Genomic DNA, 22,992 nt, shown 5'->3' with positions numbered 1-22,992 from the left:
CTAACATTTTTTCTTCTCACTTAACGCTTTATCGTCGTCTTTCTCTTTTGTTTCCACAATATCTTCAACTTGGTCTGGTTTCGAACCCACGATAACGCGCTCACGATGAACGTAGTGTGAGCAATATGCAACGAGTGCCATAACACCAAAGGTACTCACTACGCAGGCTAAAACGATGGGGAAAAGTTGCTGACTTAACAAATCATAATAGTTCATTACACCAACACCGATAGGGATAAAGAGTAATGACATATTTTTTAAGAGGATATTGGCACCGGGTTTAACCCAACGCAAAGGGATAAGCTGGAAAGCAAGTAAACCAAAAAGGATCAGTAAGCCAACAATACTGCCTGGAACCGCAAAGGGTAGAAGGGCTGAAATAAGATTACCAGCAAAGAGACAAAGATAAAGTACCAAAAAAGATCGTAGATAATGCCAAAGTGTAATCTGCAATCGTGCCCGTTTAGATTTCATAAGTAAGTGTCCCAAATCAACTAACAGAATTATCATACACCGATTTTGAAAGTGTGCTATGGATCACAATAAAAAAAGAGCGGGGTTCTAATAGAACCCCGCCATTTATTTACTTGGCAAATGAATCTTGGTTGTTATTTCACTTGCTGACCCGGTTTTGCACCAGAATCTGGGCTGAGTAAGAAGATATCTTTATCGCCAGGGCCTGCTGCCATTACCATGCCTTCTGAAATACCAAAACGCATTTTACGAGGTGCTAAGTTTGCCACCATTACCGTTAAGCGACCTTCTAACACTTTAGGATCTGGGTATGCAGTACGAATACCTGAGAATACTTGGCGAGTTTCGCCACCTAAGTCCAAAATTAATTTCAGCAGTTTGTCTGAACCTTCAACAAAATCGGCTTGTTTAATTTCAGCGATACGCATGTCGATTTTCGCAAAATCATCAAAGTTGATGGTTTCTTGGATCGGTGAATCTGCTAATGGACCCGTCACTTCTTTTACCGGTGCAATGGTGCTTTTTGAGGCTTCAACCATTGCATTGGCTTTATCCATCTCAATACGGTTAAACAACGCTTTGAATTTAGTGATCTCTTGGCCTAACAGCGGTTGCTCAAGTGCATCCCATGTTAATTGGGTTTGTAAAAATGCTTCTGAGCGCTCTGTCAGTGAAGGTAATACAGGTTTCAGATAAGTCATCAGTACGCGGAATAAGTTGATCCCCATCGTACAGATTGCTTGTAACTGAGCATCTTGACCTTCTTGTTTTGCCACTACCCAAGGCGCTTTTTCGTCGATATAGCGGTTAGCTTCGTCTGCTAATGCCATAATTTCACGAACAGCTTTACCAAACTCACGATTTTCAAATGACTGGGCGATGGTTTCTTTCATATCAACAAAGTGTTGATAAAGCTTAGCATCATCTAAAGAATTAGCTAATTTGCCATCAAAACGCTTGCTGATAAAACCAGCTGTACGTGATGCAAGGTTAACCACTTTATTAACAATGTCGCTGTTTACACGTTGAACAAAGTCTTCTAAGTTTAGGTCAATATCATCAATGCGTGATGAAAGTTTTGCTGCATAGTAATAACGCAGGCAATCCGCATCAAAATGGTCAAGATAAGCGCGAGCAGTAATAAAGGTGCCACGAGATTTTGACATCTTCGCACCATTTACTGTGACATAACCATGAACAAATAAGTTTGTTGGTTTGCGATATTCGCTGCCTTCTAACATTGCTGGCCAGAATAAGCTGTGGAAATAGACGATATCTTTACCAATAAAGTGATACAGCTCAGTTTTGCTGTCTTTATTCCAGAACTCATCAAAACTTAAATCACCACGTTTTTCACATAAGTTTAAGAAAGAGCTCATGTAGCCAATTGGTGCATCTAACCATACATAGAAATACTTACCCGGTGCATCTGGAATTTCGAAACCGAAATAAGGCGCGTCACGAGTGATATCCCACTGTTGTAAACCGCTGTCGAACCACTCTTGCATTTTATTCGCAACTTGCTCTTGCAGTGCACCAGAGCGTATCCACTCTTGCAACATGTTGCTAAATGCAGGTAAGTCGAAGAAATAGTGTTCAGTTTCACGCATAACAGGCGTTGAACCTGATACGACGGAGCGTGGATTAATTAATTCTGTTGGGCTGTAAGTTGAGCCACAAACTTCACAGTTATCACCATATTGGTCTTGCGCTTTACATTTAGGGCAAGTGCCTTTTACAAAGCGGTCAGGCAAAAACATGCCTTTTTCTTCATCATAAAGCTGAGAAATAGTTTTGCTTTTGATGTGACCATTCTTTTTCAGTGCAAGATAAATTTTAGTCGATAATTGGCGACTTTCTTCACTGTGTGTAGAGTGATAATTGTCATAACTGATATTGAAGCCAGCAAAATCCTGCTGATGCTCTTTGCTCATTTCTTCAATCATTGCTTCTGGCGTAATACCCAGTTGTTGAGCTTTCAGCATAATTGGGGTGCCGTGAGCATCGTCAGCGCAGATGAAATGAACTTCTTTGCCGCGCATTCGTTGGTAACGGACCCAGATATCTGCCTGAATGTGCTCAAGGATATGACCGAGATGAATTGAACCGTTAGCATAAGGTAACGCGCAGGTTACCAGTAATTTATTCGCGACGTGAGACATAGTAAGGATCTTACTTCCATAAAATTAATAAAAGGGACTTTGATGTTAACCGATCCGTCATGATGTCGCTAGGGCAATAATCGAGTTTTTGCAAGAGAAATTTCAGTTGGCAAATTGAGGTAAGGCATTATCGTAGTCATCTACTATCTGATATGATAGATGCACTCATATATTTAATAAATAATGAAAACGAGAGGAGCCGGGATGAGTGATAAATCCCCCGAGCAGACCACCCCTGAGATTCTGAACGAAAAAGTTTCAGGTGTCTTGTCTACTTTTGAACACCCGACATTGAAACGTAATCTGCTTTCTCTAAAAGCATTACATCAATGTGCGATGATTGATGATGTTCTTCATATCGAATTAGTGATGCCATTTGTTTGGAAAAAACCTTTCCAAGTCCTAATCGAAGAAAAAACAGCTGAACTTCGCAACATCACTGGCGCGAAAGCCATTGAATGGAAACTCAAGCACAATATTTCAACCTTACGTCGCGCAAATGATCTGCCTGGTGTTAATGGTGTTCGTAATATTCTTGCAGTGAGCTCTGGTAAAGGTGGCGTAGGTAAATCAAGTACAGCAGTGAACCTTGCATTAGCACTTGCACAAGAAGGCGCTAAAGTAGGTATTCTTGATGCTGATATTTATGGCCCGTCTATTCCTAATATGTTGGGTACCACAATGGAGCGTCCAACGTCTCCTGATGGACAACATATGGCGCCAATTATGGCTTATGGTTTAGCGTCTAACTCTATCGGTTATTTAGTCACTGATGATAATGCGATGGTATGGCGTGGTCCTATGGCGAGCAAAGCATTAATGCAAATGCTCCAAGATACGCTGTGGCCTGACTTGGATTATCTGGTTATCGATATGCCGCCGGGAACAGGTGATATTCAATTAACCTTATCTCAAAACATCCCAGTAACCGCTGCTGTTGTAGTAACAACACCACAAGATATTGCTCTGGTAGATGCGATGAAAGGGATCGTCATGTTTAAGAAAGTCAATGTGCCTGTATTAGGTATTATTGAAAACATGAGCGCACATATTTGTAGCAACTGTGGTCACCTTGAACCTATCTTTGGTACAGGTGGTGCGGCGAAATTGGCTGAGAAGTATCATTGCGAACTATTGGGTCAAGTTCCTCTTCATATCTCTTTACGTGAAGACTTAGACCGCGGACAACCAACAGTGATGCGTGATCCTGAAGGCGAGTTTGCTGATATTTATCGCGAAATCGCGTCAACAGTTTCAGCTCAAATGTATTGGGATGGCGATGCAATCCCAACGGAAATTTCTTTCCGCGCAGTGTAATTGCAGTAAAATAATACGTTGAATTATTTGCTGATTTAAATGGAGAGTCATTTGGCTTTCCATTTTTTACATGCGATTTCCGACTGTTTTTGATAAAAAACAAATAGATTTCTGGTTTTACGCTGGAACCAGAGTGATTTCAAAACTATAATCTGCGCTAGCGTAATATTTACATATTATTACGTTATCCCTCTTTTTATTTCAAACCAGGTTTTTGATTATGGCTGACACAGCACATCAGTGCACAATTGTAGGTATCGCTGGAGCCTCTGCTTCGGGTAAAAGTCTTATTGCAAGTACACTTTACCGCGAATTAAGAGCGCAAGTAGGTGATCATAATATCGGGGTGATACCAGAAGATTGTTATTATCGTGACCAAAGTGATTTAACGATGGAAGAACGATATAAGGTCAATTATGACCACCCAAATTCGATGGATCACGCACTTTTATATCAGCATTTGTGTGAACTTAAAGCAGGAAAAACCATCGAACTCCCTCAATATGACTACGTTGCTCACACTCGCAAAGCAGAATCCATTCCTTTTCAACCCAAAAAAGTTATTATCATTGAAGGCATCTTATTATTAACAGATAAACGCCTGCGTGAAGAGATGGATTTCTCTATCTTTGTTGATACGCCGTTAGATATTTGCTTAATGCGTAGAATTAAGCGTGATGTGAATGAACGTGGACGTAGCTTAGACTCAGTCATTGAACAATATAATAAAACCGTTCGTCCTATGTTCTTCCAGTTTATTGAACCTTCTAAACAATATGCCGATATTATTGTCCCTAGAGGGGGTAAAAACCGCGTTGCGATTGATATTCTGAAAGCAAAAATTGGTCAGTTCTGCGAATAATAGGTTCATTTGTGGGCAGCTTTCATGCATGATGAAACTGCCTGTTTAATTTGAAGAAGGAAATAAAATGCGATTATGCGACCGTGATATTATTCAGTGGCTGGATGAAGGTAAATTAGTCATTGAACCCCGCCCGCCCGTCGAGCGAATTAACGGCGCAACAGCAGATGTTTGCTTAGGAAACCAATTTCGTGTTTTCCAAGGCCATACTGCAGCTTATATTGATTTAAGTGGTCCTAAGGCTGAAGTGAACGCTGCGCTAGAGCGTGTAATGAGTGATGAAATTGTTTTACCTGAAGGTGAGGCATTTTTCTTACATCCTGGTGAATTAGCGTTGGCTGTAACACTTGAATCAGTCACCTTGCCTGATAATGTTGTTGGATGGTTAGATGGACGCTCATCATTAGCTCGTTTAGGTTTAATGGTGCATGTTACCGCTCATCGTATTGATCCCGGCTGGCATGGACAAATCGTATTAGAATTTTTTAATTCAGGTAAACTCCCTCTTGCATTAAGACCGGGTATGGTTATTGGTGCATTAAGCTTTGAACCGATGTCTGGTTCTGCTGATAGACCTTATAACCGTCGTCAAGATGCAAAATATAAAAATCAACAAGGTGCGGTTGGTAGTCGGATTAGTGAAGATTAACTATCTTTATAATCATCATTATCATGTTCACTAAGCGGGTAATTATATGAAAAGGTTTTTGACAACACTGGCTATTTTGCTTGTGGTTATTTTGGCAGGTTTAACAGCACTAGTTTTACTCATTAACCCAAATGATTTCCGTGGATACCTTGTTGAAAGAGTAGAAAAACAAAGCGGTTATAAACTCACATTACAAGATGATATGCGTTGGCATGTATGGCCAAAGTTAAGCATTATTAGTGGTAAAATGTCATTGACAGCTCCCGGTGCTGAAATGCCTTTAATTACAGCCGATAATATGCGTCTTGATGTTGAGTTATTACCGCTACTTTCTCATCAACTTGAAGTAAAAGAAGTCATGCTTAAAGGTGCCGTAGTTCGCCAAACACCTGAAAGTAAAGCTATCCCTAAAATATCACCACCTTCTACACCTCGAGATATTTCTCGACCAGTCATCGAGCCTAGAGCCAATAATTGGCAATTGAATATCGCCAAAGTAAAAATTTCAGACAGCTTAATTATTTGGCAAATGAAAGATGGCGAGCAGCTTAATTTACGCGATATTAATTTATCGTTGAAAACAGACGAGAAAAAACAAGTTAGTCTTGAGATGAGCACGAAAGTGAATCGTGACCGTCGTGAGATCACACTAAATGTTGCCGCTAATGCGGATATGAACAGCTATCCTTACCGAATTGCAGGTAATATCACACAGTTAGATTATGCTTTATCAGGAATAGGTATCCCTGAAAATGGCATAGCAGGAAGTTTAACTTCAGATTTTACTATCCAAAATGAGGGCGTGAGAAAAGTTTCACTTGATAACTTAAATCTCACTGCTAATGATAGCCAACTGCAAGGTAATATCAGTGCGGAATTTTCAGGTAAAACACGTTATCAAGTTGACTTAAAAGGTGAACAATTAAATTTAAATACGTTGTTACCAGAGTTAGCCGAGGCTAAAACAACTGAAACCGCATTATTGACCCCTAAAGATAATAAGACGCCATCATCGTTTTCATTATTTAATACTGCACATGCAGCACCAGCGCCAAATGCCACAATTATGGCAAAGCCAGTTATTACTTCAGTGACTATTGAAAATAAAGAATATGATTTAACGCATTGGGGTGATATTGAATTTACGCTGAAATTGGCATTGAATAAGCTGCTTTATAAAGAGTTAGAGATTAATAATTTTAAACTTGATGCTCTAAATAATCCTAATTCGCTAAATATTCAAACCTTGACAGGACAAGTCCTTCAAGGTGATTTCTCACTTCCAACAGTTATCTCTACAAGCATTGTGCCAGCACATATCAGCATGGATGTCACAATGAATAATATTCCATTACAGCCACTATTGCGTGTGTTTAATCAACCTGAAAATTTCAGTGGATTAATTTCGGCAAAAGGGAATTTAGAAGGTGCAGGATATAACCGAAAAGCCTTTTATAATTATTGGCAAGGTACGCTCAATACATCTGTTAGCCAATTTAAAATGCAGGGATTAAATGTACCGCAGGTTATTCAGCAATCAGTTGCTCAAGCTACTGATAAAGTAATTTACCCTGAAGATATCGAAAGTTACACCCAAGCAGATAATGTAATTGCTCAATTCAAGTTAGCGCCAAAAGGGAAAGTCGCCGTTAATTCACTTGATGCTCAAGCAGAGGCCTATCAAATTAAAGGGCAGGGCAAAGTGGATCTTCAACGCCATGATCTTGATGTGATGTTACTTGTTAATATCAAAAAAGGTTGGGGTAAAGAAAACGAATTTATCCGTCAATTAGCTAAAATTGAAATTCCATTAAGGCTTTATGGTGATTGGAATGCGATTCAATATGAACTTAATATTGAAAAATTACTGCGTGATCAATTACAGCAAAAAGCCAAGCAAGCTATCGATAATTGGTTAAATAAACAAGATGCTGAAAGCCCAGAAGTAAAAGCACTTAATCAGCTATTGAAGAAAATCTAATTTCACGATTTTTAACTTCATCACATTCTTAATAAAAGCACACTATTTTGATAATTGTGTGCTTTTTGCTTTATATCTATCATTTAATTTATGTTTTGAATGAAAAGTAAGCATTCGTGCTATGTATATGTAAAAAAATAGTCGTTTTTTTTGATATATGTCATACACTGCAACGTTGCCTTTGGGCAGAGTGTGTCAATCGCACTAAACGCAAAAATGATGATAAAAATAAAAAACTTCATTTTATAAATGACTACTTTAGACAGGATAAATAAATGATTGAAATTCTTATCGGCGCCTTCGTTGCTGTAGGTGTTGGACGTTATATTGTAAAAGGCTATTCACCAACAGGTGTCTTAATGACTGGTGGTCTGTTATTACTGATCATCAGCGTTATTATGGGAAGAGCAGTTTTACCTGCAAGCGCAACTGCGACAGGTTATGGTTTAATTGATATTGTTGAGTATGTGAAAAATCTACTAATGAGCCGTGGTGGCGATTTAGGTATGATGATCATGATACTTTGTGGTTTTGCTGCTTATATGACACACATCGGTGCTAATGATGTTGTTGTTAAATTAGCATCACGCCCACTAAAAATGATTAACTCACCCTATCTTCTGATGGTTGCGGCTTACATTGTTGCATGTTTGATGTCACTGGCTGTTTCATCGGCAACAGGTTTAGGTGTGTTATTAATGGCAACGCTGTTCCCTGTCATGGTCAATATGGGTATTAGTCGCGGTGCTGCTGCTGCAATTTGTGCGTCTCCAGCCTCAATTATTTTAGCGCCAACATCAGGTGATGTTATTTTAGCCGCTGAAGCGTCTCAAATGCCGCTGATTGATTTCGCATTTAAAACCACATTACCTATCTCTATTGCTGCAATTATTGGTATGTGTATTGCTCACTTCTTCTGGCAACGTTATCTTGACCGTAAAGAACACATTGAAACTGAAATGTTAGACGTGAATGAAATCAAAACTCACGCACCAAGTTTCTATGCAATTTTACCTTTTACACCAATTATCGGTGTTCTCGTTTTTGATGGTAAATGGTTACCAGAGCTTCATATTGTTGCCATTATTATTATCTGTATGATTTTAGCAGCTGTGATCGAATTTATTCGTAGCTTTAGCGCAAAACAAGTTTTTGAAGGTTTAGAAGTTGCTTACCGCGGTATGGCAGATGCATTTGCTCAAGTTGTTATGTTATTAGTCGCAGCAGGGGTATTTGCTCAAGGTTTAACAACAGTTGGCTTTATTAATGCATTAATCGAAGGTGCTCAGTCATTAGGTTCAGGTGCGATTGTGATGATGATTGCACTGGTATTAATTACCATGTTAGCGGCGATGACAACAGGCTCTGGTAACGCGCCATTCTATGCTTTCGTTGAATTAATTCCTCGTTTAGCAAGCAATATGGGTGTTAACCCAGCTTATTTAACTATTCCAATGCTACAAGCTTCAAACTTAGGCCGTACATTATCACCGGTTTCTGGTGTTGTGGTTGCGGTATCAGGTATGGCAAAAATTTCACCATTTGAAGTGATGAAACGTGTTTCTGTTCCTGTATTAGTTGGTCTTGTTATTGTTATTGTTGCTACTGAAATTCTTGTACCAAGCACATTGGGTTAATTTTTATTGTACTTAATTAATCTAGAATTATTGTTTTAAATTTTATTGGCGGGCTTTGTGATAAAACAAAGCCCGTTTTTTTATTTGTTTAAGAAAAATCGTATAAAAAATAATTAGTTAAACTGAATAAAAACATCAGCGACTTTTTTAGCGCCTTCATAAATTTCAAATTTTTCTAATTCTTCTAATAAATGATGAGGGGCATGTTCAACTAAAAACTGCATATTACCCTCACTTACCCAATGTTCTGACTCTTTCTGTGTGTGAGTGATTTCAATTGCAAGGCTCCAACTATTTGGTTCATAAGGTAGTTGAATGGTTGGATAATAAAAACCACTCAAAGGAGGTGGTGATTGCCTTCCTCCTTCAATAGAGGTTAACCAAACGATTTTAACGCTGACATTGGTATGCATATTATTTTCCAGTAGACACAATCTTCAGATAAAAAATATCCGCCATAAAGGCGGATATTTTGCTATTTGACAGAGATTACGCTTCGTCAACGTTTTCTTCGTCTTCAGGTGTCGGTTCTACAATACGTACTTTATTAATTCGATGGTTATTCACTTCTAATGGCTCAAACTCAATACCATCAATCAAGATTTTTTCACCAACGGTTGGTACGCGTTGTAAGTGTTCCATTAATAAGCCCGCTAAGGTTTCATACTCACGTTTTTCATCCAATTTGATTGGAATATAAAGCACTAAGTCTTCAAGTGGTGTAAAGCCGTTAACTGTCCATGAACCATCTTCATTTTGAACCAAGTCGTGACGAGAATCGTTTTCTTCAGAACTGACTGGTAAGTTACCTGCGATGGTTTCCATAACGTCAGTCAGTGTCACGACACCTTCTACTGAACCAAATTCATCTACAACAAAGGCGAAGTGAGTGTGAGCACTACGGAACTGTTCTAACGCTTGTAGTAAAGATAAACCTTCAGGGAAGATCAACGGTTGTGTGACCAGTAAACGTAAGTTTAGAGGTTCATTACGCAATTGTTGATTCAACAATTGAATAATATTAACCACACCAACAGGTTCATCACTGTGTTGTTCATCAGTAATCACTAAGCGAGAGTGGGGGTCCTTTTCCAACAATTGGCGGATATCATCTTGTGTTGAATTTAAGTCTACATATTCAACATCATGGCGAGACGTCATGATACTGTTCACATTACGTTGGCTTAAACCAAGCACACGCACAATCATTTGGCGCTCTTGTGGATCAAATACCTCTTCAGCATTAGAGACTAAATCAGATGTGTGATGATCTAATTCGGATGATTCAGGCTTACCATTAATAATACGTAACACCGCTTCTGCTGTTCGTTCACGTAAAGAACGAGAAGCTGATAAGAATCGGCGACGGTTAAATTGTGCTAACTGATTAAAGACTTCTATCATGATAGAGAAGCCAATCGCTGCATACAGGTAACCTTTTGGAATGGCGTAACCAAAGCCTTCGGCAACTAATGCAAAACCAATCATCAGCAAGAAGCTTAAACACAAGATAACAATGGTTGGGTGGTTATTGACGAAGTTTGTTAAAGGCTTACTTGCAAGGATCATCAAGAACATTGCAATAGTGACAGCCGCAATCATAACGCCTAAATGATCAACCATACCCACAGCGGTTATCACTGAGTCAAGCGAGAATACCGCATCCAGTACGATAATTTGTGCAACGACAGACCAAAAGCTGGTCGTTTTACGTTGTTTCCCTTCGTTGTGATCTTTACCTTCTAGCCGTTCATTAAGCTCCATAGTGGCTTTGAACAGCAAGAATATCCCTCCGAGCAGCATAATTAAGTCTCTTGCACTGAAAGGATGATCAAACAGTGTAATAAGAGGTTTTGTCAGAGTGATAAGCCAAGAGAGGCTAAATAACAACACAACTCGCATAACAAGGGCACACAATAAGCCAGTTATACGTGCTTTATCTCTTAGTTTCGCTGGGAGTTTATCTGCCAGAATAGCAATGAAAACAAGGTTATCAATACCAAGTACGATTTCGAGAACAATTAGGGTGGAAAGTCCTACCCAGATCGTCGGATCTAAGATCCATTCCATACAGTTTGTTTTACCTTCTATAAAGACGGCATATGCCGACTTGGGAATAATGAGCAATTTGAAGGAAATTTTCAATAATTTATTATCGATCGCAGGGGAATAATTTCATTTTGTCTAAAAGATTGTGATACCAATTACATCAATAACTACCACCAAGTGAGAGAGTGAGTTACTATGTGATCAGGTTAACAAATTGTCAGTACATTGATACTGGCAGGTTTATTTTCAGACGGGAGTTATTTTCATGTCAAAACAGCAAATCGGCGTGGTTGGTATGGCAGTTATGGGACGTAACCTTGCGCTAAATATTGAAAGCCGTGGTTATTCTGTATCCATCTACAACCGCTCAAGCGATAAAACCAACGAAGTTATCGCTGAAAATCCAGGTAAAAAACTGGTTCCGAATTATTCTATTGAAGAGTTTGTTGATTCGTTAGAAAAACCGCGCCGTATTTTATTAATGGTAAAAGCGGGTGAAGCAACGGATAAAACAATTGCTGCATTGACACCGCATTTAGATAAAGGCGATATCCTTATCGATGGCGGAAATACTTTCTTTAAAGATACTATTCGTCGTAACCGTGAATTGTCAGCACAAGGTTTTAACTTTATTGGTACTGGTGTTTCTGGTGGTGAAGAAGGTGCGTTAAAAGGTCCTTCAATCATGCCGGGTGGACAAAAAGAAGCTTACGAATTAGTTGCTCCAATCCTTGAGAAAATTGCAGCTGTTGCTGAAGGTGAACCTTGTGTGACTTATATCGGTGCTGATGGTGCGGGTCACTATGTAAAAATGGTTCACAACGGTATCGAATATGGCGATATGCAACTGATTGCAGAAGCGTATTCAGTATTAAAACACTCTTTAGGTCTAACTAATGAAGAATTAGCAGAAACCTTTACCGAGTGGAATAAAGGCGAATTAAGTAGCTACCTGATTGAAATTACCGCTGATATTTTCCGTAAAAAAGATGACGAAGGTAAATACCTTGTTGATGTTATTCTTGATGAAGCAGCAAATAAAGGTACAGGTAAATGGACTAGCCAAAGCTCTTTAGACTTAGGTGTACCAGTTACTCTTATCACTGAGTCTGTATTTGCACGTTATATCTCTTCATTAAAAGATCAACGTGTTGCTGCATCTAAAGTGTTATCAGGTCCAACACCTAAAGCATTCTCTGGCGATAAAAAAGCCTTTATTGAAAATGTTCGTCGCGCACTGTATTTAGGTAAAATTGTCTCTTACGCTCAAGGTTTCCAACAACTGAAAGCCGCATCAGACGAATATAACTGGGATTTAAACTACGGTGAAATCGCGAAGATTTTCCGTGCGGGTTGTATCATTCGCGCTCAATTCCTGCAAAAAATCACAGATGCCTATAACGAAGATGCAAGCATTGCAAATCTGCTGTTAGCACCATACTTCAAACAAATCGCTGATGATTACCAACAAGCTCTGCGTGATGTTGTTTGTTATGGCGTACAAGCAGGTATTCCAACTCCAACATTCTCTGCGGCTATTTCTTATTACGATAGCTATCGTGCAGAAGTGTTACCAGCAAACTTAATCCAAGCTCAACGTGACTATTTTGGTGCGCATACTTATAAACGTACTGATAAAGATGGCGTATTCCATACAGAGTGGATGGAATAAAGCTTTAAAAAAATAAGTTAAAATCTTTTGAGGTGCTGGTAATACAGCACCTTTTTTTATTTAATAAAAACAAATATTCAATTATTTATATTGCAGAGTATAAATAGCACTACTAGTAACTTTACCAGCAGTTGTTGTGCTCGTTGCATAATATTCAATAGCATAAGGTAATGTTGTTGAAAAAGTGTCGACATCACTCTCTAATGTTATTTTCTATTGGCAGATCTTTCTAATAGGGGGATTGCTCTTTCCTCTCCCCAGCTTTGTAGTGCCGCTAAAACGTGAGAAAGTGATTCTCCATCTTCGCTTAGTTTATATTCAACTTTAGGCGGAATTTCAGCATACACTTTGCGCTCAATAAGCCCATCAGATTCAAGTTCACGTAACTGTTTAGTCAGCATTCTAGGTGTTATTGAAATAAGTTTTCTTTTTAGCTCATTAAATCTCAGTATTTTTCCCTGTAAATGGTAAAGGATCATGCCTTTTCCTTTACCTCCCATCAGCTCTAAAGACGCTTCAACAGGGCATCCATCATAGGTATAGTCGTTATATCTATTCTTTTTGACAGTATCCATTTGTATCCTATATACATAAATTGTACGTACTTGCCAGATGGTAAATTATAATTAAAATGATCCCGATACAAGTGTCTTATTTGGAATAGGTGTAATAAATGAATTTATTAAAGATATTGAAAACACGTTATGCGACAAAACATTTTGATAAAAACAAAGTGATCCCTGAGCAAGAATTAGAACAAATTAAAGCATTATTACAACTAAGCCCATCAAGTGTGAACACTCAACCATGGCATTTTATCATCGCGAAAACTGATGATGCTAAGCAGAAAATTGCTGGCTCAACAGAGGGTGGATATGAGTTCAATAAAGAGAAAATATTAAGTGCTTCACATGTTGTGGTTATGTGTGCAAGAAATACATTGTCTGAAGAATATCTCTCTCATTTGCTTGAATTAGAAGATAAAGCAGGACGATATCCAGCAGCCGAATTTAAAGAGCAAAATAATCTCGCAAGATCATTTTTTGTTAATCTACATGAAAAACAACTTGGTGATTTATCTCATTGGATAGAGAAGCAGGTTTATTTAAATATGGGATCACTATTACTAGGCGCAGCAACGTTAGGAATAGATGCTCTTCCAATGGAAGGTTTTGATTTATCCAAAATAGATTCAACATTTTCTTTAAATGATAAAGGTCTTCATGCCGTGACAATTGTTGCATTAGGTTATAGAGAAGAAGATGATTTCAATTACAATTTACCAAAATCAAGATTGCCACAAAGTGAAATTATCACAGATATTTAGATTTTAAGTTTTTGATTTAAACCTCACTTTATTGAGTGAGGTTTTTTCATTATGGTTTTTATTTTATCTAATGACTATCGTTGTTTAATAAGCTTAGTAATTAAATACTCTCTTTTTATTTGTTTTTTATTAAAAAATATAAAAACTACTGTTCAGATGCTTTTATATAATGTGTTTTTTCATTTATTTTATCTGATGTAAAATCAATATCTAAGTGAGCCTCTTCGGATATTTTTCCACTAAAAACATCATTCATTCTTTGTTTATCTAATGCATTTTCCCAGCGAGCGACAACAATACAGGCGCAAGCATTACCGACAAGATTGGTTAATGCGCGACATTCTGACATAAAACGGTCGATACCTAGGATTAGCGCCATACCTGCGACAGGAACGCTAGGCACAACCGATAATGTTGCCGCTAGAGTAATAAAACCAGCACCAGTGACACCTGCTGCGCCTTTTGAGCTAATCATGGCAACAAAGAGTAATGTAATTTGTTCTGTTAATGACAAATCAACGCCCGTTGCTTGTGCAATAAACAGGGCTGCCATGGTCATATAAATATTAGTACCGTCTAAATTAAAGGAATAACCAGTAGGAATAACTAAACCGACGACGGATTTTTTACAGCCCAATTTCTCCATTTTACTCATTAATGTAGGTAGTGCGGCTTCAGATGAAGAAGTACCTAACACTAACCAAAGTTCATCTTTTATGTATTTAATTAAAGAGAGAATAGAAAAGCCATTATATTTAGCAACCGCGCCCAAAACGACCAATACGAAAAGTAATGCTGTTAAATAAAAAGTAATTACCAACAACATTAAATTTCCAATGGAAGAAATACCATATTTACCTATCGTAAAAGCCATTGCACCAAAGGCACCAATAGGCGCTAACTTCATTAGCATACCAACCATCTTAAAGACAGGTTCACAAAGATGCTGTAAGAATTTTAATACAGGCTCGCCTCGTGAACCTATTGATGCTAACGCCAGACCAAAAACGACAGAAACAAACAGCACTTGTAAGATATTACCGTTAACTAATGGGCTAACGATAGTATCAGGGATGATATTCATAAAGAAATCAACAAGAGAAGAGCTGTGCGCCTGAGTGACATACATTTCTACTCGGCTACTGTCTAATGATTCAGGAGAGATATTTAAACCATCACCAGGGCGAATGATATTGGCAGTGATTAATCCAATAACCAATGCAATTGTAGAAAATGTAAGAAAGTAAATCATTGATTTACCAGCTACTTTTCCGACGGCCTTCATGTTGCTCATACCAGCAATACCTGTTACTACAGTTAGAAAGATAACAGGTGCGATGATCATTTTTACTATTTTGATAAATCCATCACCCAAAGGTTTGAATGACTCACCAATATCAGGGTAAAAATGCCCTAATAGAATACCGAAAATGATAGCAATAATAACTTGGATATATAACACACGATAAAAGGGGAGCTTGCGGGATGAAGTCTGCATAAAAATTCCCTGTAACTGAAAGATATTGACTAAATAAAAGAGAAGTTATGATGTAAATTATTATTTACATTTATTTTGTTGTGACAGGTAACTTAAAGGTATGCGCAAATCAGGTCAATAAAATAAAGTTGATTTTATCAAATATTGTGCTCTTCATCTAAAAAATTAGATTTAATTTCAATTTATCGATATTTGTGGAATTTATTTTTCTTAAATCAATAAGTTAATGAAATTATAATTTGTTTTAATTTATTGTATTTCTTTAAAATCATGTGTATTTGGTTTTGATTTTTGGTAAATAAAATAATTTAAATGTAAAAAACATGGATAATGAGAAGGAGAGGGTGAATTGAGTTTCAATTATTTGTTTTTATTATATTTATTGTTAAGGAAAAAATGAACCACTGATAAACCCTTCAATATAAATAAACTCTAACCAACAAACAAATAAGCATTCAGAAAGAACAATAATAAAGGCGAGTATTGTAGGAAACTCGGAAGTATCTCTTATCGATGAATTGGATAAATCATAGAAGTAAGTAAAGGACAATCAATGAGAAAAAGACACGATAATAACTATCATGATAACAATTACCCTTAGCTGACTTATGACTAGGGTAATTGTTAAAAATGAATCAGTTGTTTTTATTACTCGCTTTCTTCATCTCGAATAAAAGAGATTAATTCAGGTTGTGCAATACGTTTGTAATCTTGCGTATTAAGAATAATTGAACGCTCTAATGTACCTGCATTAAAAGCTAATTCATCAAAACGTTCAAAAAGTAGCGGGTCAGCGACAAGCTTCAGTGCAGGATGAAAACTAAAAGGGGGGATTGCACCAAAGACGCATTGAGTAAGATCATCCACTTCTTTAGGGCTTGCTAGAGATGCTCTTGTTCCACCAATTTGGTGAGCGAGTTTTGATAGATCAGCTTGTTTATCGGCGGGTAGTATTGCAAGAACATGTTGTTTAATGCCGTTACCTTTTATATGACAAACAAGTCCTTTTGCTCCCTGTCCTAATTGTGTTCCTCTGATTTTTGCAACTTCTTCAGAACGACCTGCGGTAGGGTGTTCCATAACACGGTAAGTAGCGTGGTTATTATCTAATAAAGCAGTAAGTTGCTCAAAAATAGTCAAAGACATCAATGACTCCTGATTTAATAAGTTATTTCTTTGAGGTCATTATACGACTTTAAAAAAAATATTCTGCTGTGATGTTTACGGCTGGTTTTGATTATTTTGATAAGCTTTTCAAATTATTTTGTTACAAATGATAATATGTTAATAGTATTATCCTATTGAATTAATAGGGTAATTGGGCTTCTTTATTTAATTACCTGTAATAAAATGATAAACAAATTGATATTTATTCATTATTTTGATGATGATCAATTTAAGAACAAAAAGAATAGAACATATTAAAACGTAGATTTAATTACTAAAAAGGAAGTCAATAATGGCAGTTTCAACATTCTATATCCCTTCTGTAAATAAAATTGGTGCTGGTTGCCTTGCTGATGCTGTAAGTTCAATGAAAGACTTCGGTTTTCATAAAGCGTTGATCGTCACTGATAGCATTTTAAATCAACTGGGTGTTGTTGATAAAGTCAGTAAGTTACTGACAGAAGCTGGTATTTCTAGCGTAACTTATGATGGTACTGCACCTAACCCTACAGTTGAAAACGTAGAAGCGGGTTTAGCTCTGCTGAAAGAAAATCAATGTGACTGTGTAATTTCTTTAGGTGGTGGTTCTCCACATGACTGCGCGAAAGGCATCGCGTTAGTAGCTTCGAATGGTGGAAAAATTGCAGATTATGAAGGTGTTGATCGTTCGGCAAAACCTCAATTACCACTGATTTCAATTAATACCACAGCAGGTACAGCTTCAGAAATGACACGTTTTTGTATCATCACAGATACTGCGCGTCATATCAAAATGGCTATCGTTGATAAAAACGTCACCCCAATCTTATCTGTAAATGATTCAGAATTAATGATTGGTATGCCAAAAGGTTTAACCGCTGCAACAGGTATGGATGCATTAACTCATGCTGTTGAAGCATATGTTTCAATCGCTGCAAACCCAATCACTGATGCGTGTGCATTAAAAGCAGTTACTATGATCAGCGAATCTTTACGTAAAGTTGTTGATAATGGTGGTGATGCACAAGCTCGTGAAAATATGGCTTACGCTCAGTTCTTAGCCGGTATGGCATTTAATAATGCTTCTTTAGGTTATGTACATGCTATGGCTCACCAATTAGGTGGTTTCTATAACTTACCTCATGGTGTGTGTAATGCGGTTTTATTACCACATGTTCAAGCTTATAACATTCAAGCAGCTGCGGGTCGTTTAAAAGATATCGCACAAGCAATGGGTGTTGATGTTTCTGCAATGAGCGATGAGCAAGGTGCTAAAGCATGTATCGAAGAAATTCGTAAAATGGCTAAAGATGTTGGTATTCCAGCAGGTCTGAAAGAATTAGGTGTGAAAGAAGAAGACTTTAAAACATTAGCTGAAAATGCGCTGAAAGATGCTTGTGCGATCACTAACCCAGTTCAGGGTTCTGAAAGTGATGTTATCGAGTTATTCCGCCAAGCAATGTAATGTGTAAGGAATAAATGACAACTAATACTTGTTATTTTATCTCTTAATAAAGTAATAAAAAAGCACCTCAAAATTTATGATTGAGGTGCTTTTTTATCTATATATTTATTTTTACGTATATGTTTTTTATATATGTATTGTTTGTAGTACATTGATTATGCTGGGTTGTTTTTCAATAAGGTAAAGTATTTTTAGTGCAATGCCTGAGGGCGTTCTGCGTTTTTGTTCCCAACTACGAATTAGGTCAACACTTAATCCAATAGCATCCGCAAATTCTTGTTGTTTCATTCCACTATGTTTTCGTATCGCTTTCACATCTGGTAGTTCTATGCGATGGACATTTTCATTGGCAGGGGATATTTCACCATTTTCAATGGCAACCATCTCTTCCATGCTGCTAACGAGATCATCAAATAGTTTTTTATCCATTATATGTTTCCATTAAAGGTAATAAATTATTTAATTATTATTTTAATTTATCACTTAAAGATTTTAGAATGTTTTTTTCTTGAGCACTTAGGTCGTCTTTACTATTTTTAGGATAGATAAGAAGCAAATATAATCTTCCTGTGATCGTTCTTGTATAATAAATAATCCTAACTCCACCACTTTTCCCGCTCCCCGCTCGATACCAGCGTATCTTTTTGCAACCACCAGTATGGGCAATGGTGTCTCCATTTTCATAATTTTCTAACATATAAGTTTGAAGTGATCTAAATTCATCATCATCCATGAGCTTTTTTCTGTCTCTGCTGAAAACCATTGTTTCAATAAACTCTAAATAGTTCATCTAGGTTCCATCCATTGATCCTATCATAATAGTACTCAGTACTAAAAACAAACTTAGATTAGTACTATGTACTAAATTTAATGTATAAAAAAAGACTAAGGTTAAGAATAAAACTCAGTCTTTAGAGTGTGTTAATTACCTAGAAATCACTCTGCTTTTTTATGGCGCTCTTGAAGGCAACCTATTACATCAGAGAGTGATAATGATTGATCTTGTAATAGCACCATTAAGTGATAGAGCAAATCAGAGGCTTCATTTTTTAGCTCTTCTCTGTCATTAACAGTGGCAGCTAACGCGGTTTCTACACCTTCTTCACCCACTTTTTGAGCTATACGCTTTGTACCACTGGCATAAAGGCGGGCAGTATAAGAGCTATCTGGTGAGGCATTTTTGCGTTCACGTAATAAATTCTCAAGCTCATAGAGAAATCCCCATTGGCTCTGTGCTGGAGCAAAACAACTTTCAGTGCCGTTATGGCAAGTTGGGCCAATAGGATTAGCTAAAATAAGTAAAGTATCGTTATCACAGTCAGGATAAATATTGACTAATTTTAGGAAGTTGCCTGAGGTTTCGCCTTTTGTCCATAAACGCTGTTTAGTGCGTGAATAGAAGGTAACATTCCCACTTTCTAGAGTGACATTTAATGCTTCTTTGTTCATATAGCCTAGCATTAATACATCACCTGAAATGGCATTTTGGATAACCACAGGCATGAGATTATCGACTTTTTCCCAATCTAATTGCGCGACTTTTGCACTATTCATTATATTCTTACCTTAACGTCATTCTTTGCAAGATACTGTTTTAGTTCGTTGATATTAATTATTTGTTTATGAAAAACAGAGGCTGCAAGAGCGCCATCAACATTGGCTAATTTAAATGCATCAAGAAAGTGTGACATTTCGCCTGCTCCTCCTGATGCGATAATAGGAACATCTGCAACTTGACGTACTAGAGCAAGTTGTTTTAGGTCATAGCCTTGTCTCACGCCGTCTTGGTTCATCATATTTAAAACAATTTCACCGGCACCAAGTTGCTGAACTTCGCGTACCCAATCAAGGGTTTTCCAGTGCGTTTGTTGTGTACGTTTTTCATCGCCTGTGAATTGATAAACTAAATATTCTCTTGTTTTTTCATCGAACCAAGTGTCAATACCCACAACAACACACTGTACACCGTAGCGATCTGCTAAACGAGATATCAGTGAAGGATCGGAAAGTGCAGGGGAGTTAATCGAAATTTTATCTGCACCAAATGAGAGAATTTTCCCCGCATCTTCAACAGAGCGAATACCACCCGCAACACAAAAAGGAATATCAATCACTTCAGCGACACGCGATACCCAGCTTTTATCAACAACACGACCGTCAGAAGATGCTGTAATATCATAAAATACCAGTTCATCAGCGCCTTCTTTGGCATAGCGTTCAGCGAGAGGAACAATATCACCAATGATTTCATGATTACGAAATTGAACACCTTTAACAACTTGTCCATCTCGAACATCAAGACAAGGAATTATGCGTTTTGCCAACATGATATCGCCTCTTTTAATGTAAATTTGCCTTCTAATAATGCTCTACCAACAATAATACCGGCAACACCTGATGCTGGAAGATCTGCGATATCTTGTAAATCACCAATACCGCCCGACGCTTGGAATAAAATATCGGGGAAACGCTGGCTAATTTCTTTATATAGTTCGACGTTAGAACCCGCTAATGTGCCGTCACGAGAAATATCAGTACACAGCACATGCTTTAAACCCACACTTTGATAAAGCTCGATGATATCTTCAAGTGTATAGGATGAGTTTTCTTGCCAACCGCTGACAGCTACCCATTTTTTACCTTGTTTATCAATACGAACATCGAGGGCTAACACAATGGCATCTGCGCCATAGCGCTCAAACCATGTTTTTACCATTTCAGGTTGGCTGACTGCGGTTGAGCCAATAACAACTCGGCTTGCTCCTGCATCGAGTAGCGATTTCACATCATCTTCTGTGCGAATGCCTCCACCCACTTGTACTGGTACATTGACACAAGCAACAAGCTCTTTTAGTAGTGAAATTTGGCGAGCAGAAGGATCTTTTGCACCTGTTAAATCCACTAAGTGAAGTAATTTTGCGCCATCTTTTTCATATTGTTGGTAGCGAGTCAGCGGATTATCATCATAATCACGCTGTTTTGCATAATCACCCTGATGTAAACGAACTACTTTTCCATCAATTAAATCTAATGCTGGAATAATCATAATGGGTTACATCTCCAAAAAGTTCTTGATAAGTTGAGCACCTGCTTTCCCGGAACGCTCTGGGTGAAATTGCACACCATAAAAATTATCTTTTTGAATTGCGCTACTAAAACGCGAGCCGTATTCAGTTTCAGCAATCGTCGATTCATTGAGCGCTAAAGCGTAGCTATGAACAAAATAGAACCAAGCATCATCACCAAGATCACGAAAAAGAGGATGTCCTGGTTTTGCTAATACTTGGTTCCAACCCATGTGAGGTAGTGGTAATCCTGCCGTATCAAGCTTATCTATGGTGCCATCAACTAAACCTAATAAAGGAATATCTTTGCCTTCTTCGCTTAGTGAAGCCAATATTTGCATGCCTAAACAAATACCTAAAACAGGTTGTGTTAATGCTTTAATTAAAGGAATTAGCTCACGTGCTTTGAGTTGTTCCATTGCTGCTCTAGCAGTTCCTACACCGGGCAAAAAGAGCTTATCCGCAGATAACACAACGTTTTTTTCATAGGAAACAATGGGATCATAACCAAGTCGCTTAACGGCGTAAGCGACAGAGGCTAAATTGGCACAACCTGTATCAAGAATAACCACTTTCATCACAAAACACCTTTTGAGCTGGGTAAAGTATTGCCTTCGACACGAATGGCTTGGCGTAATGTACGGCCAAAGACTTTAAATAAGCTTTCAGCTTTGTGGTGATCGTTTTTGCCTTTCGATTTCAGGTGTAATGTGCAACCCATCGTATAAGAGAGTGAACGGAAAAAGTGTTCAATCATCTCTGTACTTAAATCACCGACACGCTGGTATTTAAATTCGGCTTTGTATTCAAGGTGTGGACGACCAGAAATATCTAACGCACAACTTGCAAGGCATTCATCCATTGGTAATGTAAAGCCGAAACGAGCAATACCTCGTTTATCGCCTAGTGCTTCACGTAATGCTTCACCCAAAGCAAGACCGGTATCTTCCACCGTGTGGTGATCATCAATAACTAAGTCACCTTTAACATTGATGTTCATACGAAAGCCGCCGTGTGTGGCAATTTGATCAAGCATGTGATCAAAAAAACCGACACCTGTGCTGATCTGGCTATTGCCTTCACGATCAAGCCAAACATCGATCGCAATTTGTGTTTCTTTGGTTTTTCGCTCAACGTGGGCATAGCGATCTTTTTTCGTTAGTTGCTCTGTGATAATCGCCCAATTGAGCTTATCGGTATTATAAAGCAGGCCTTTGATACCCATATTTTCAGCTAACTGAATATCAGTTTGTCTATCACCAATGACATAGCTGTTATCTTTATCTAGTGCACCATCAACTAAATACTGGGTGACAAGCCCTGTTTCTGGTTTGCGACAAGGGCAGTTGTCTTCAGGTTTATGAGGACAAATTAACACATCATCAAATGAGATCCCTTGAGATGAAAAAACTTGCATCATTAAATTATGAGGAGGATCGAAATCTGCTTGAGGAAAACTTTCTGTGCCTAATCCGTCCTGATTTGTGATCATAATGAGTTTATAACCCGCTTTTTGCAGAGCAGTAAGTGCGGGGATCACGCCATTTTCAAAGGCTAGTTTATCAAGTCTATCAACTTGGTAATCTGTTGGTGGCTCAGTGATTAAAGTACCATCACGGTCAATAAAAAGAATTTTTTGGCTCATGGTTGAGATCCCTCAGTTGCGATTTTTTGTTGTTATCGTTTTT

General features: G+C 37.9%; 22 protein-coding genes. 8 read left to right on the top strand and 14 right to left on the bottom strand.

Annotated elements, in window-relative coordinates; genetic code table 11:
- On the bottom strand, positions 1-474 hold the full coding sequence (locus tag AB4J89_RS07430) for a CidA/LrgA family protein (RefSeq protein ID WP_088493347.1): 474 nt from the start codon (positions 472-474) through the stop codon (positions 1-3).
- A 134-nt stretch (positions 475-608) separates the two neighbouring features.
- A complete protein-coding gene (gene metG, locus AB4J89_RS07425; RefSeq protein ID WP_311755143.1) occupies positions 609-2,636 on the bottom strand; it encodes a methionine--tRNA ligase in 2,028 nt (675 codons plus the stop codon).
- 204 nt (positions 2,637-2,840) lie between these two features.
- Here metG and apbC point away from each other — a divergent pair, with 204 nt between their 5' ends.
- The 5 genes from apbC (at position 2,841) to dcuC (ending at position 9,082) form a co-directional block, all read left to right on the top strand.
- Positions 2,841-3,953 (top strand): iron-sulfur cluster carrier protein ApbC, encoded by a 1,113-nt coding sequence (apbC, locus tag AB4J89_RS07420; RefSeq protein WP_075672537.1) that lies wholly within the window; start codon positions 2,841-2,843, stop codon positions 3,951-3,953.
- Positions 3,954-4,173: 220 nt separating this feature from the next.
- Positions 4,174-4,815: a uridine kinase gene (udk, locus tag AB4J89_RS07415; protein ID WP_023581260.1), complete on the top strand. Its 642-nt coding sequence runs from the start codon at positions 4,174-4,176 to the stop codon at positions 4,813-4,815.
- Positions 4,816-4,882: 67 nt separating this feature from the next.
- Positions 4,883-5,464, top strand: a complete 582-nt coding sequence (dcd, locus tag AB4J89_RS07410) for a dCTP deaminase (protein WP_006537532.1) — start codon at positions 4,883-4,885, stop codon at positions 5,462-5,464.
- A 46-nt stretch (positions 5,465-5,510) separates the two neighbouring features.
- Positions 5,511-7,445 (top strand): outer membrane assembly protein AsmA, encoded by a 1,935-nt coding sequence (gene asmA / locus AB4J89_RS07405; RefSeq protein ID WP_311755144.1) that lies wholly within the window; start codon positions 5,511-5,513, stop codon positions 7,443-7,445.
- A 275-nt stretch (positions 7,446-7,720) separates the two neighbouring features.
- Positions 7,721-9,082, top strand: coding sequence for an anaerobic C4-dicarboxylate transporter DcuC (gene dcuC / locus AB4J89_RS07400; RefSeq protein ID WP_088493344.1), 1,362 nt, complete (start codon positions 7,721-7,723; stop codon positions 9,080-9,082).
- A 113-nt stretch (positions 9,083-9,195) separates the two neighbouring features.
- Here the strand turns inward: dcuC and AB4J89_RS07395 are convergent, their stop codons facing one another.
- Both AB4J89_RS07395 and AB4J89_RS07390 read right to left on the bottom strand, forming a co-directional pair.
- Positions 9,196-9,495 carry a hypothetical protein gene (locus AB4J89_RS07395; protein ID WP_368468758.1) on the bottom strand — a complete coding sequence of 100 codons (300 nt, stop codon included), beginning with the start codon at positions 9,493-9,495 and terminating at the stop codon, positions 9,196-9,198.
- Positions 9,496-9,571: 76 nt separating this feature from the next.
- Positions 9,572-11,152, bottom strand: coding sequence for a TerC family protein (locus AB4J89_RS07390; protein WP_088493342.1), 1,581 nt, complete (start codon positions 11,150-11,152; stop codon positions 9,572-9,574).
- A gap of 244 nt (positions 11,153-11,396) precedes the next feature.
- On the opposite strand from AB4J89_RS07390, the gene gndA reads away from it, so the two are divergent.
- The gene (gene gndA, locus AB4J89_RS07385; protein ID WP_023581264.1) at positions 11,397-12,803 is read left to right on the top strand and encodes an NADP-dependent phosphogluconate dehydrogenase; all 1,407 of its coding nucleotides are present in this window, start codon (positions 11,397-11,399) and stop codon (positions 12,801-12,803) included.
- A 206-nt stretch (positions 12,804-13,009) separates the two neighbouring features.
- Here gndA and AB4J89_RS07380 read toward each other — a convergent pair whose 3' ends face one another.
- The gene (locus AB4J89_RS07380) at positions 13,010-13,378 is read right to left on the bottom strand and encodes a helix-turn-helix domain-containing protein (protein ID WP_075672530.1); all 369 of its coding nucleotides are present in this window, start codon (positions 13,376-13,378) and stop codon (positions 13,010-13,012) included.
- Positions 13,379-13,476: 98 nt separating this feature from the next.
- Here AB4J89_RS07380 and nfsB point away from each other — a divergent pair, with 98 nt between their 5' ends.
- Entirely contained in the window at positions 13,477-14,130 is a 654-nt protein-coding gene (gene nfsB, locus AB4J89_RS07375; RefSeq protein ID WP_088493341.1) for an oxygen-insensitive NAD(P)H nitroreductase, read from the top strand.
- A gap of 145 nt (positions 14,131-14,275) precedes the next feature.
- On the opposite strand, the gene AB4J89_RS07370 is transcribed toward nfsB, so the two are convergent.
- Together AB4J89_RS07370 and AB4J89_RS07365 are read right to left on the bottom strand one after the other, a co-directional pair.
- Positions 14,276-15,628 carry a dicarboxylate/amino acid:cation symporter gene (locus AB4J89_RS07370; protein WP_193775118.1) on the bottom strand — a complete coding sequence of 451 codons (1,353 nt, stop codon included), beginning with the start codon at positions 15,626-15,628 and terminating at the stop codon, positions 14,276-14,278.
- Between the two features lie 648 nt (positions 15,629-16,276).
- Entirely contained in the window at positions 16,277-16,774 is a 498-nt protein-coding gene (locus tag AB4J89_RS07365; protein ID WP_088493340.1) for a YbaK/prolyl-tRNA synthetase associated domain-containing protein, read from the bottom strand.
- A 313-nt stretch (positions 16,775-17,087) separates the two neighbouring features.
- Here AB4J89_RS07365 and yiaY point away from each other — a divergent pair, with 313 nt between their 5' ends.
- Positions 17,088-18,239 carry an L-threonine dehydrogenase gene (gene yiaY, locus AB4J89_RS07360; protein ID WP_088493339.1) on the top strand — a complete coding sequence of 384 codons (1,152 nt, stop codon included), beginning with the start codon at positions 17,088-17,090 and terminating at the stop codon, positions 18,237-18,239.
- A 126-nt stretch (positions 18,240-18,365) separates the two neighbouring features.
- Here yiaY and nadS read toward each other — a convergent pair whose 3' ends face one another.
- The 7 genes from nadS to hisB form a co-directional block, all read right to left on the bottom strand.
- Positions 18,366-18,668, bottom strand: coding sequence for a NadS family protein (nadS, locus tag AB4J89_RS07355; RefSeq protein ID WP_088493338.1), 303 nt, complete (start codon positions 18,666-18,668; stop codon positions 18,366-18,368).
- A 37-nt stretch (positions 18,669-18,705) separates the two neighbouring features.
- Positions 18,706-19,029 carry a type II toxin-antitoxin system RelE/ParE family toxin gene (locus AB4J89_RS07350; protein ID WP_368468753.1) on the bottom strand — a complete coding sequence of 108 codons (324 nt, stop codon included), beginning with the start codon at positions 19,027-19,029 and terminating at the stop codon, positions 18,706-18,708.
- 146 nt (positions 19,030-19,175) lie between these two features.
- Entirely contained in the window at positions 19,176-19,796 is a 621-nt protein-coding gene (gene hisIE, locus AB4J89_RS07345) for a bifunctional phosphoribosyl-AMP cyclohydrolase/phosphoribosyl-ATP diphosphatase HisIE (protein WP_088493336.1), read from the bottom strand.
- Positions 19,793-20,566 carry an imidazole glycerol phosphate synthase subunit HisF gene (gene hisF / locus AB4J89_RS07340; RefSeq protein ID WP_368468751.1) on the bottom strand — a complete coding sequence of 258 codons (774 nt, stop codon included), beginning with the start codon at positions 20,564-20,566 and terminating at the stop codon, positions 19,793-19,795. The genes hisIE and hisF overlap by 4 nt, the downstream gene beginning before the upstream one ends.
- Positions 20,548-21,285 carry a 1-(5-phosphoribosyl)-5-[(5-phosphoribosylamino)methylideneamino]imidazole-4-carboxamide isomerase gene (hisA, locus tag AB4J89_RS07335; RefSeq protein ID WP_088493335.1) on the bottom strand — a complete coding sequence of 246 codons (738 nt, stop codon included), beginning with the start codon at positions 21,283-21,285 and terminating at the stop codon, positions 20,548-20,550. The genes hisF and hisA overlap by 19 nt, the downstream gene beginning before the upstream one ends.
- Before the next feature lie 6 nt (positions 21,286-21,291).
- A complete protein-coding gene (hisH, locus tag AB4J89_RS07330) occupies positions 21,292-21,882 on the bottom strand; it encodes an imidazole glycerol phosphate synthase subunit HisH (protein WP_088493334.1) in 591 nt (196 codons plus the stop codon).
- A complete protein-coding gene (gene hisB / locus AB4J89_RS07325) occupies positions 21,882-22,949 on the bottom strand; it encodes a bifunctional histidinol-phosphatase/imidazoleglycerol-phosphate dehydratase HisB (RefSeq protein ID WP_088493333.1) in 1,068 nt (355 codons plus the stop codon). The genes hisH and hisB overlap by 1 nt, the downstream gene beginning before the upstream one ends.
- Between the last annotated feature and the right edge of the window lie 43 nt (positions 22,950-22,992).

This window comes from Proteus sp. STS61-E, assembly GCF_040932335.1.
Taxonomy (GTDB): Bacteria; Pseudomonadota; Gammaproteobacteria; order Enterobacterales; family Enterobacteriaceae; genus Proteus; species Proteus mirabilis_B.
This window is presented reverse-complemented; position numbering and strand designations above follow the sequence as displayed.

Excerpts from the sequence above, each read along its gene's own strand:
- AB4J89_RS07380 (WP_075672530.1), bottom strand. The coding sequence starts at position 13,378 with ATGGATACTGTCAAAAAGAATAGATATAACGACTATACCTATGATGGA.
- metG (WP_311755143.1), bottom strand. The coding sequence starts at position 2,636 with ATGTCTCACGTCGCGAATAAATTACTGGTAACCTGCGCGTTACCTTAT.
- AB4J89_RS07430 (WP_088493347.1), bottom strand. The coding sequence starts at position 474 with ATGAAATCTAAACGGGCACGATTGCAGATTACACTTTGGCATTATCTA.
- AB4J89_RS07365 (WP_088493340.1), bottom strand. The coding sequence starts at position 16,774 with ATGTCTTTGACTATTTTTGAGCAACTTACTGCTTTATTAGATAATAAC.
- nadS (WP_088493338.1), bottom strand. The coding sequence starts at position 18,668 with ATGGATAAAAAACTATTTGATGATCTCGTTAGCAGCATGGAAGAGATG.
- apbC (WP_075672537.1), top strand. The coding sequence starts at position 2,841 with ATGAGTGATAAATCCCCCGAGCAGACCACCCCTGAGATTCTGAACGAA.
- asmA (WP_311755144.1), top strand. The coding sequence starts at position 5,511 with ATGAAAAGGTTTTTGACAACACTGGCTATTTTGCTTGTGGTTATTTTG.
- nfsB (WP_088493341.1), top strand. The coding sequence starts at position 13,477 with ATGAATTTATTAAAGATATTGAAAACACGTTATGCGACAAAACATTTT.
- hisB (WP_088493333.1), bottom strand. The coding sequence starts at position 22,949 with ATGAGCCAAAAAATTCTTTTTATTGACCGTGATGGTACTTTAATCACT.
- dcd (WP_006537532.1), top strand. The coding sequence starts at position 4,883 with ATGCGATTATGCGACCGTGATATTATTCAGTGGCTGGATGAAGGTAAA.
- hisA (WP_088493335.1), bottom strand. The coding sequence starts at position 21,285 with ATGATTATTCCAGCATTAGATTTAATTGATGGAAAAGTAGTTCGTTTA.
- udk (WP_023581260.1), top strand. The coding sequence starts at position 4,174 with ATGGCTGACACAGCACATCAGTGCACAATTGTAGGTATCGCTGGAGCC.
- AB4J89_RS07390 (WP_088493342.1), bottom strand. The coding sequence starts at position 11,152 with ATGGAATGGATCTTAGATCCGACGATCTGGGTAGGACTTTCCACCCTA.
- gndA (WP_023581264.1), top strand. The coding sequence starts at position 11,397 with ATGTCAAAACAGCAAATCGGCGTGGTTGGTATGGCAGTTATGGGACGT.
- hisH (WP_088493334.1), bottom strand. The coding sequence starts at position 21,882 with ATGAAAGTGGTTATTCTTGATACAGGTTGTGCCAATTTAGCCTCTGTC.
- yiaY (WP_088493339.1), top strand. The coding sequence starts at position 17,088 with ATGGCAGTTTCAACATTCTATATCCCTTCTGTAAATAAAATTGGTGCT.
- AB4J89_RS07350 (WP_368468753.1), bottom strand. The coding sequence starts at position 19,029 with ATGAACTATTTAGAGTTTATTGAAACAATGGTTTTCAGCAGAGACAGA.
- hisF (WP_368468751.1), bottom strand. The coding sequence starts at position 20,566 with ATGTTGGCAAAACGCATAATTCCTTGTCTTGATGTTCGAGATGGACAA.
- AB4J89_RS07395 (WP_368468758.1), bottom strand. The coding sequence starts at position 9,495 with ATGCATACCAATGTCAGCGTTAAAATCGTTTGGTTAACCTCTATTGAA.
- AB4J89_RS07370 (WP_193775118.1), bottom strand. The coding sequence starts at position 15,628 with ATGCAGACTTCATCCCGCAAGCTCCCCTTTTATCGTGTGTTATATATC.
- dcuC (WP_088493344.1), top strand. The coding sequence starts at position 7,721 with ATGATTGAAATTCTTATCGGCGCCTTCGTTGCTGTAGGTGTTGGACGT.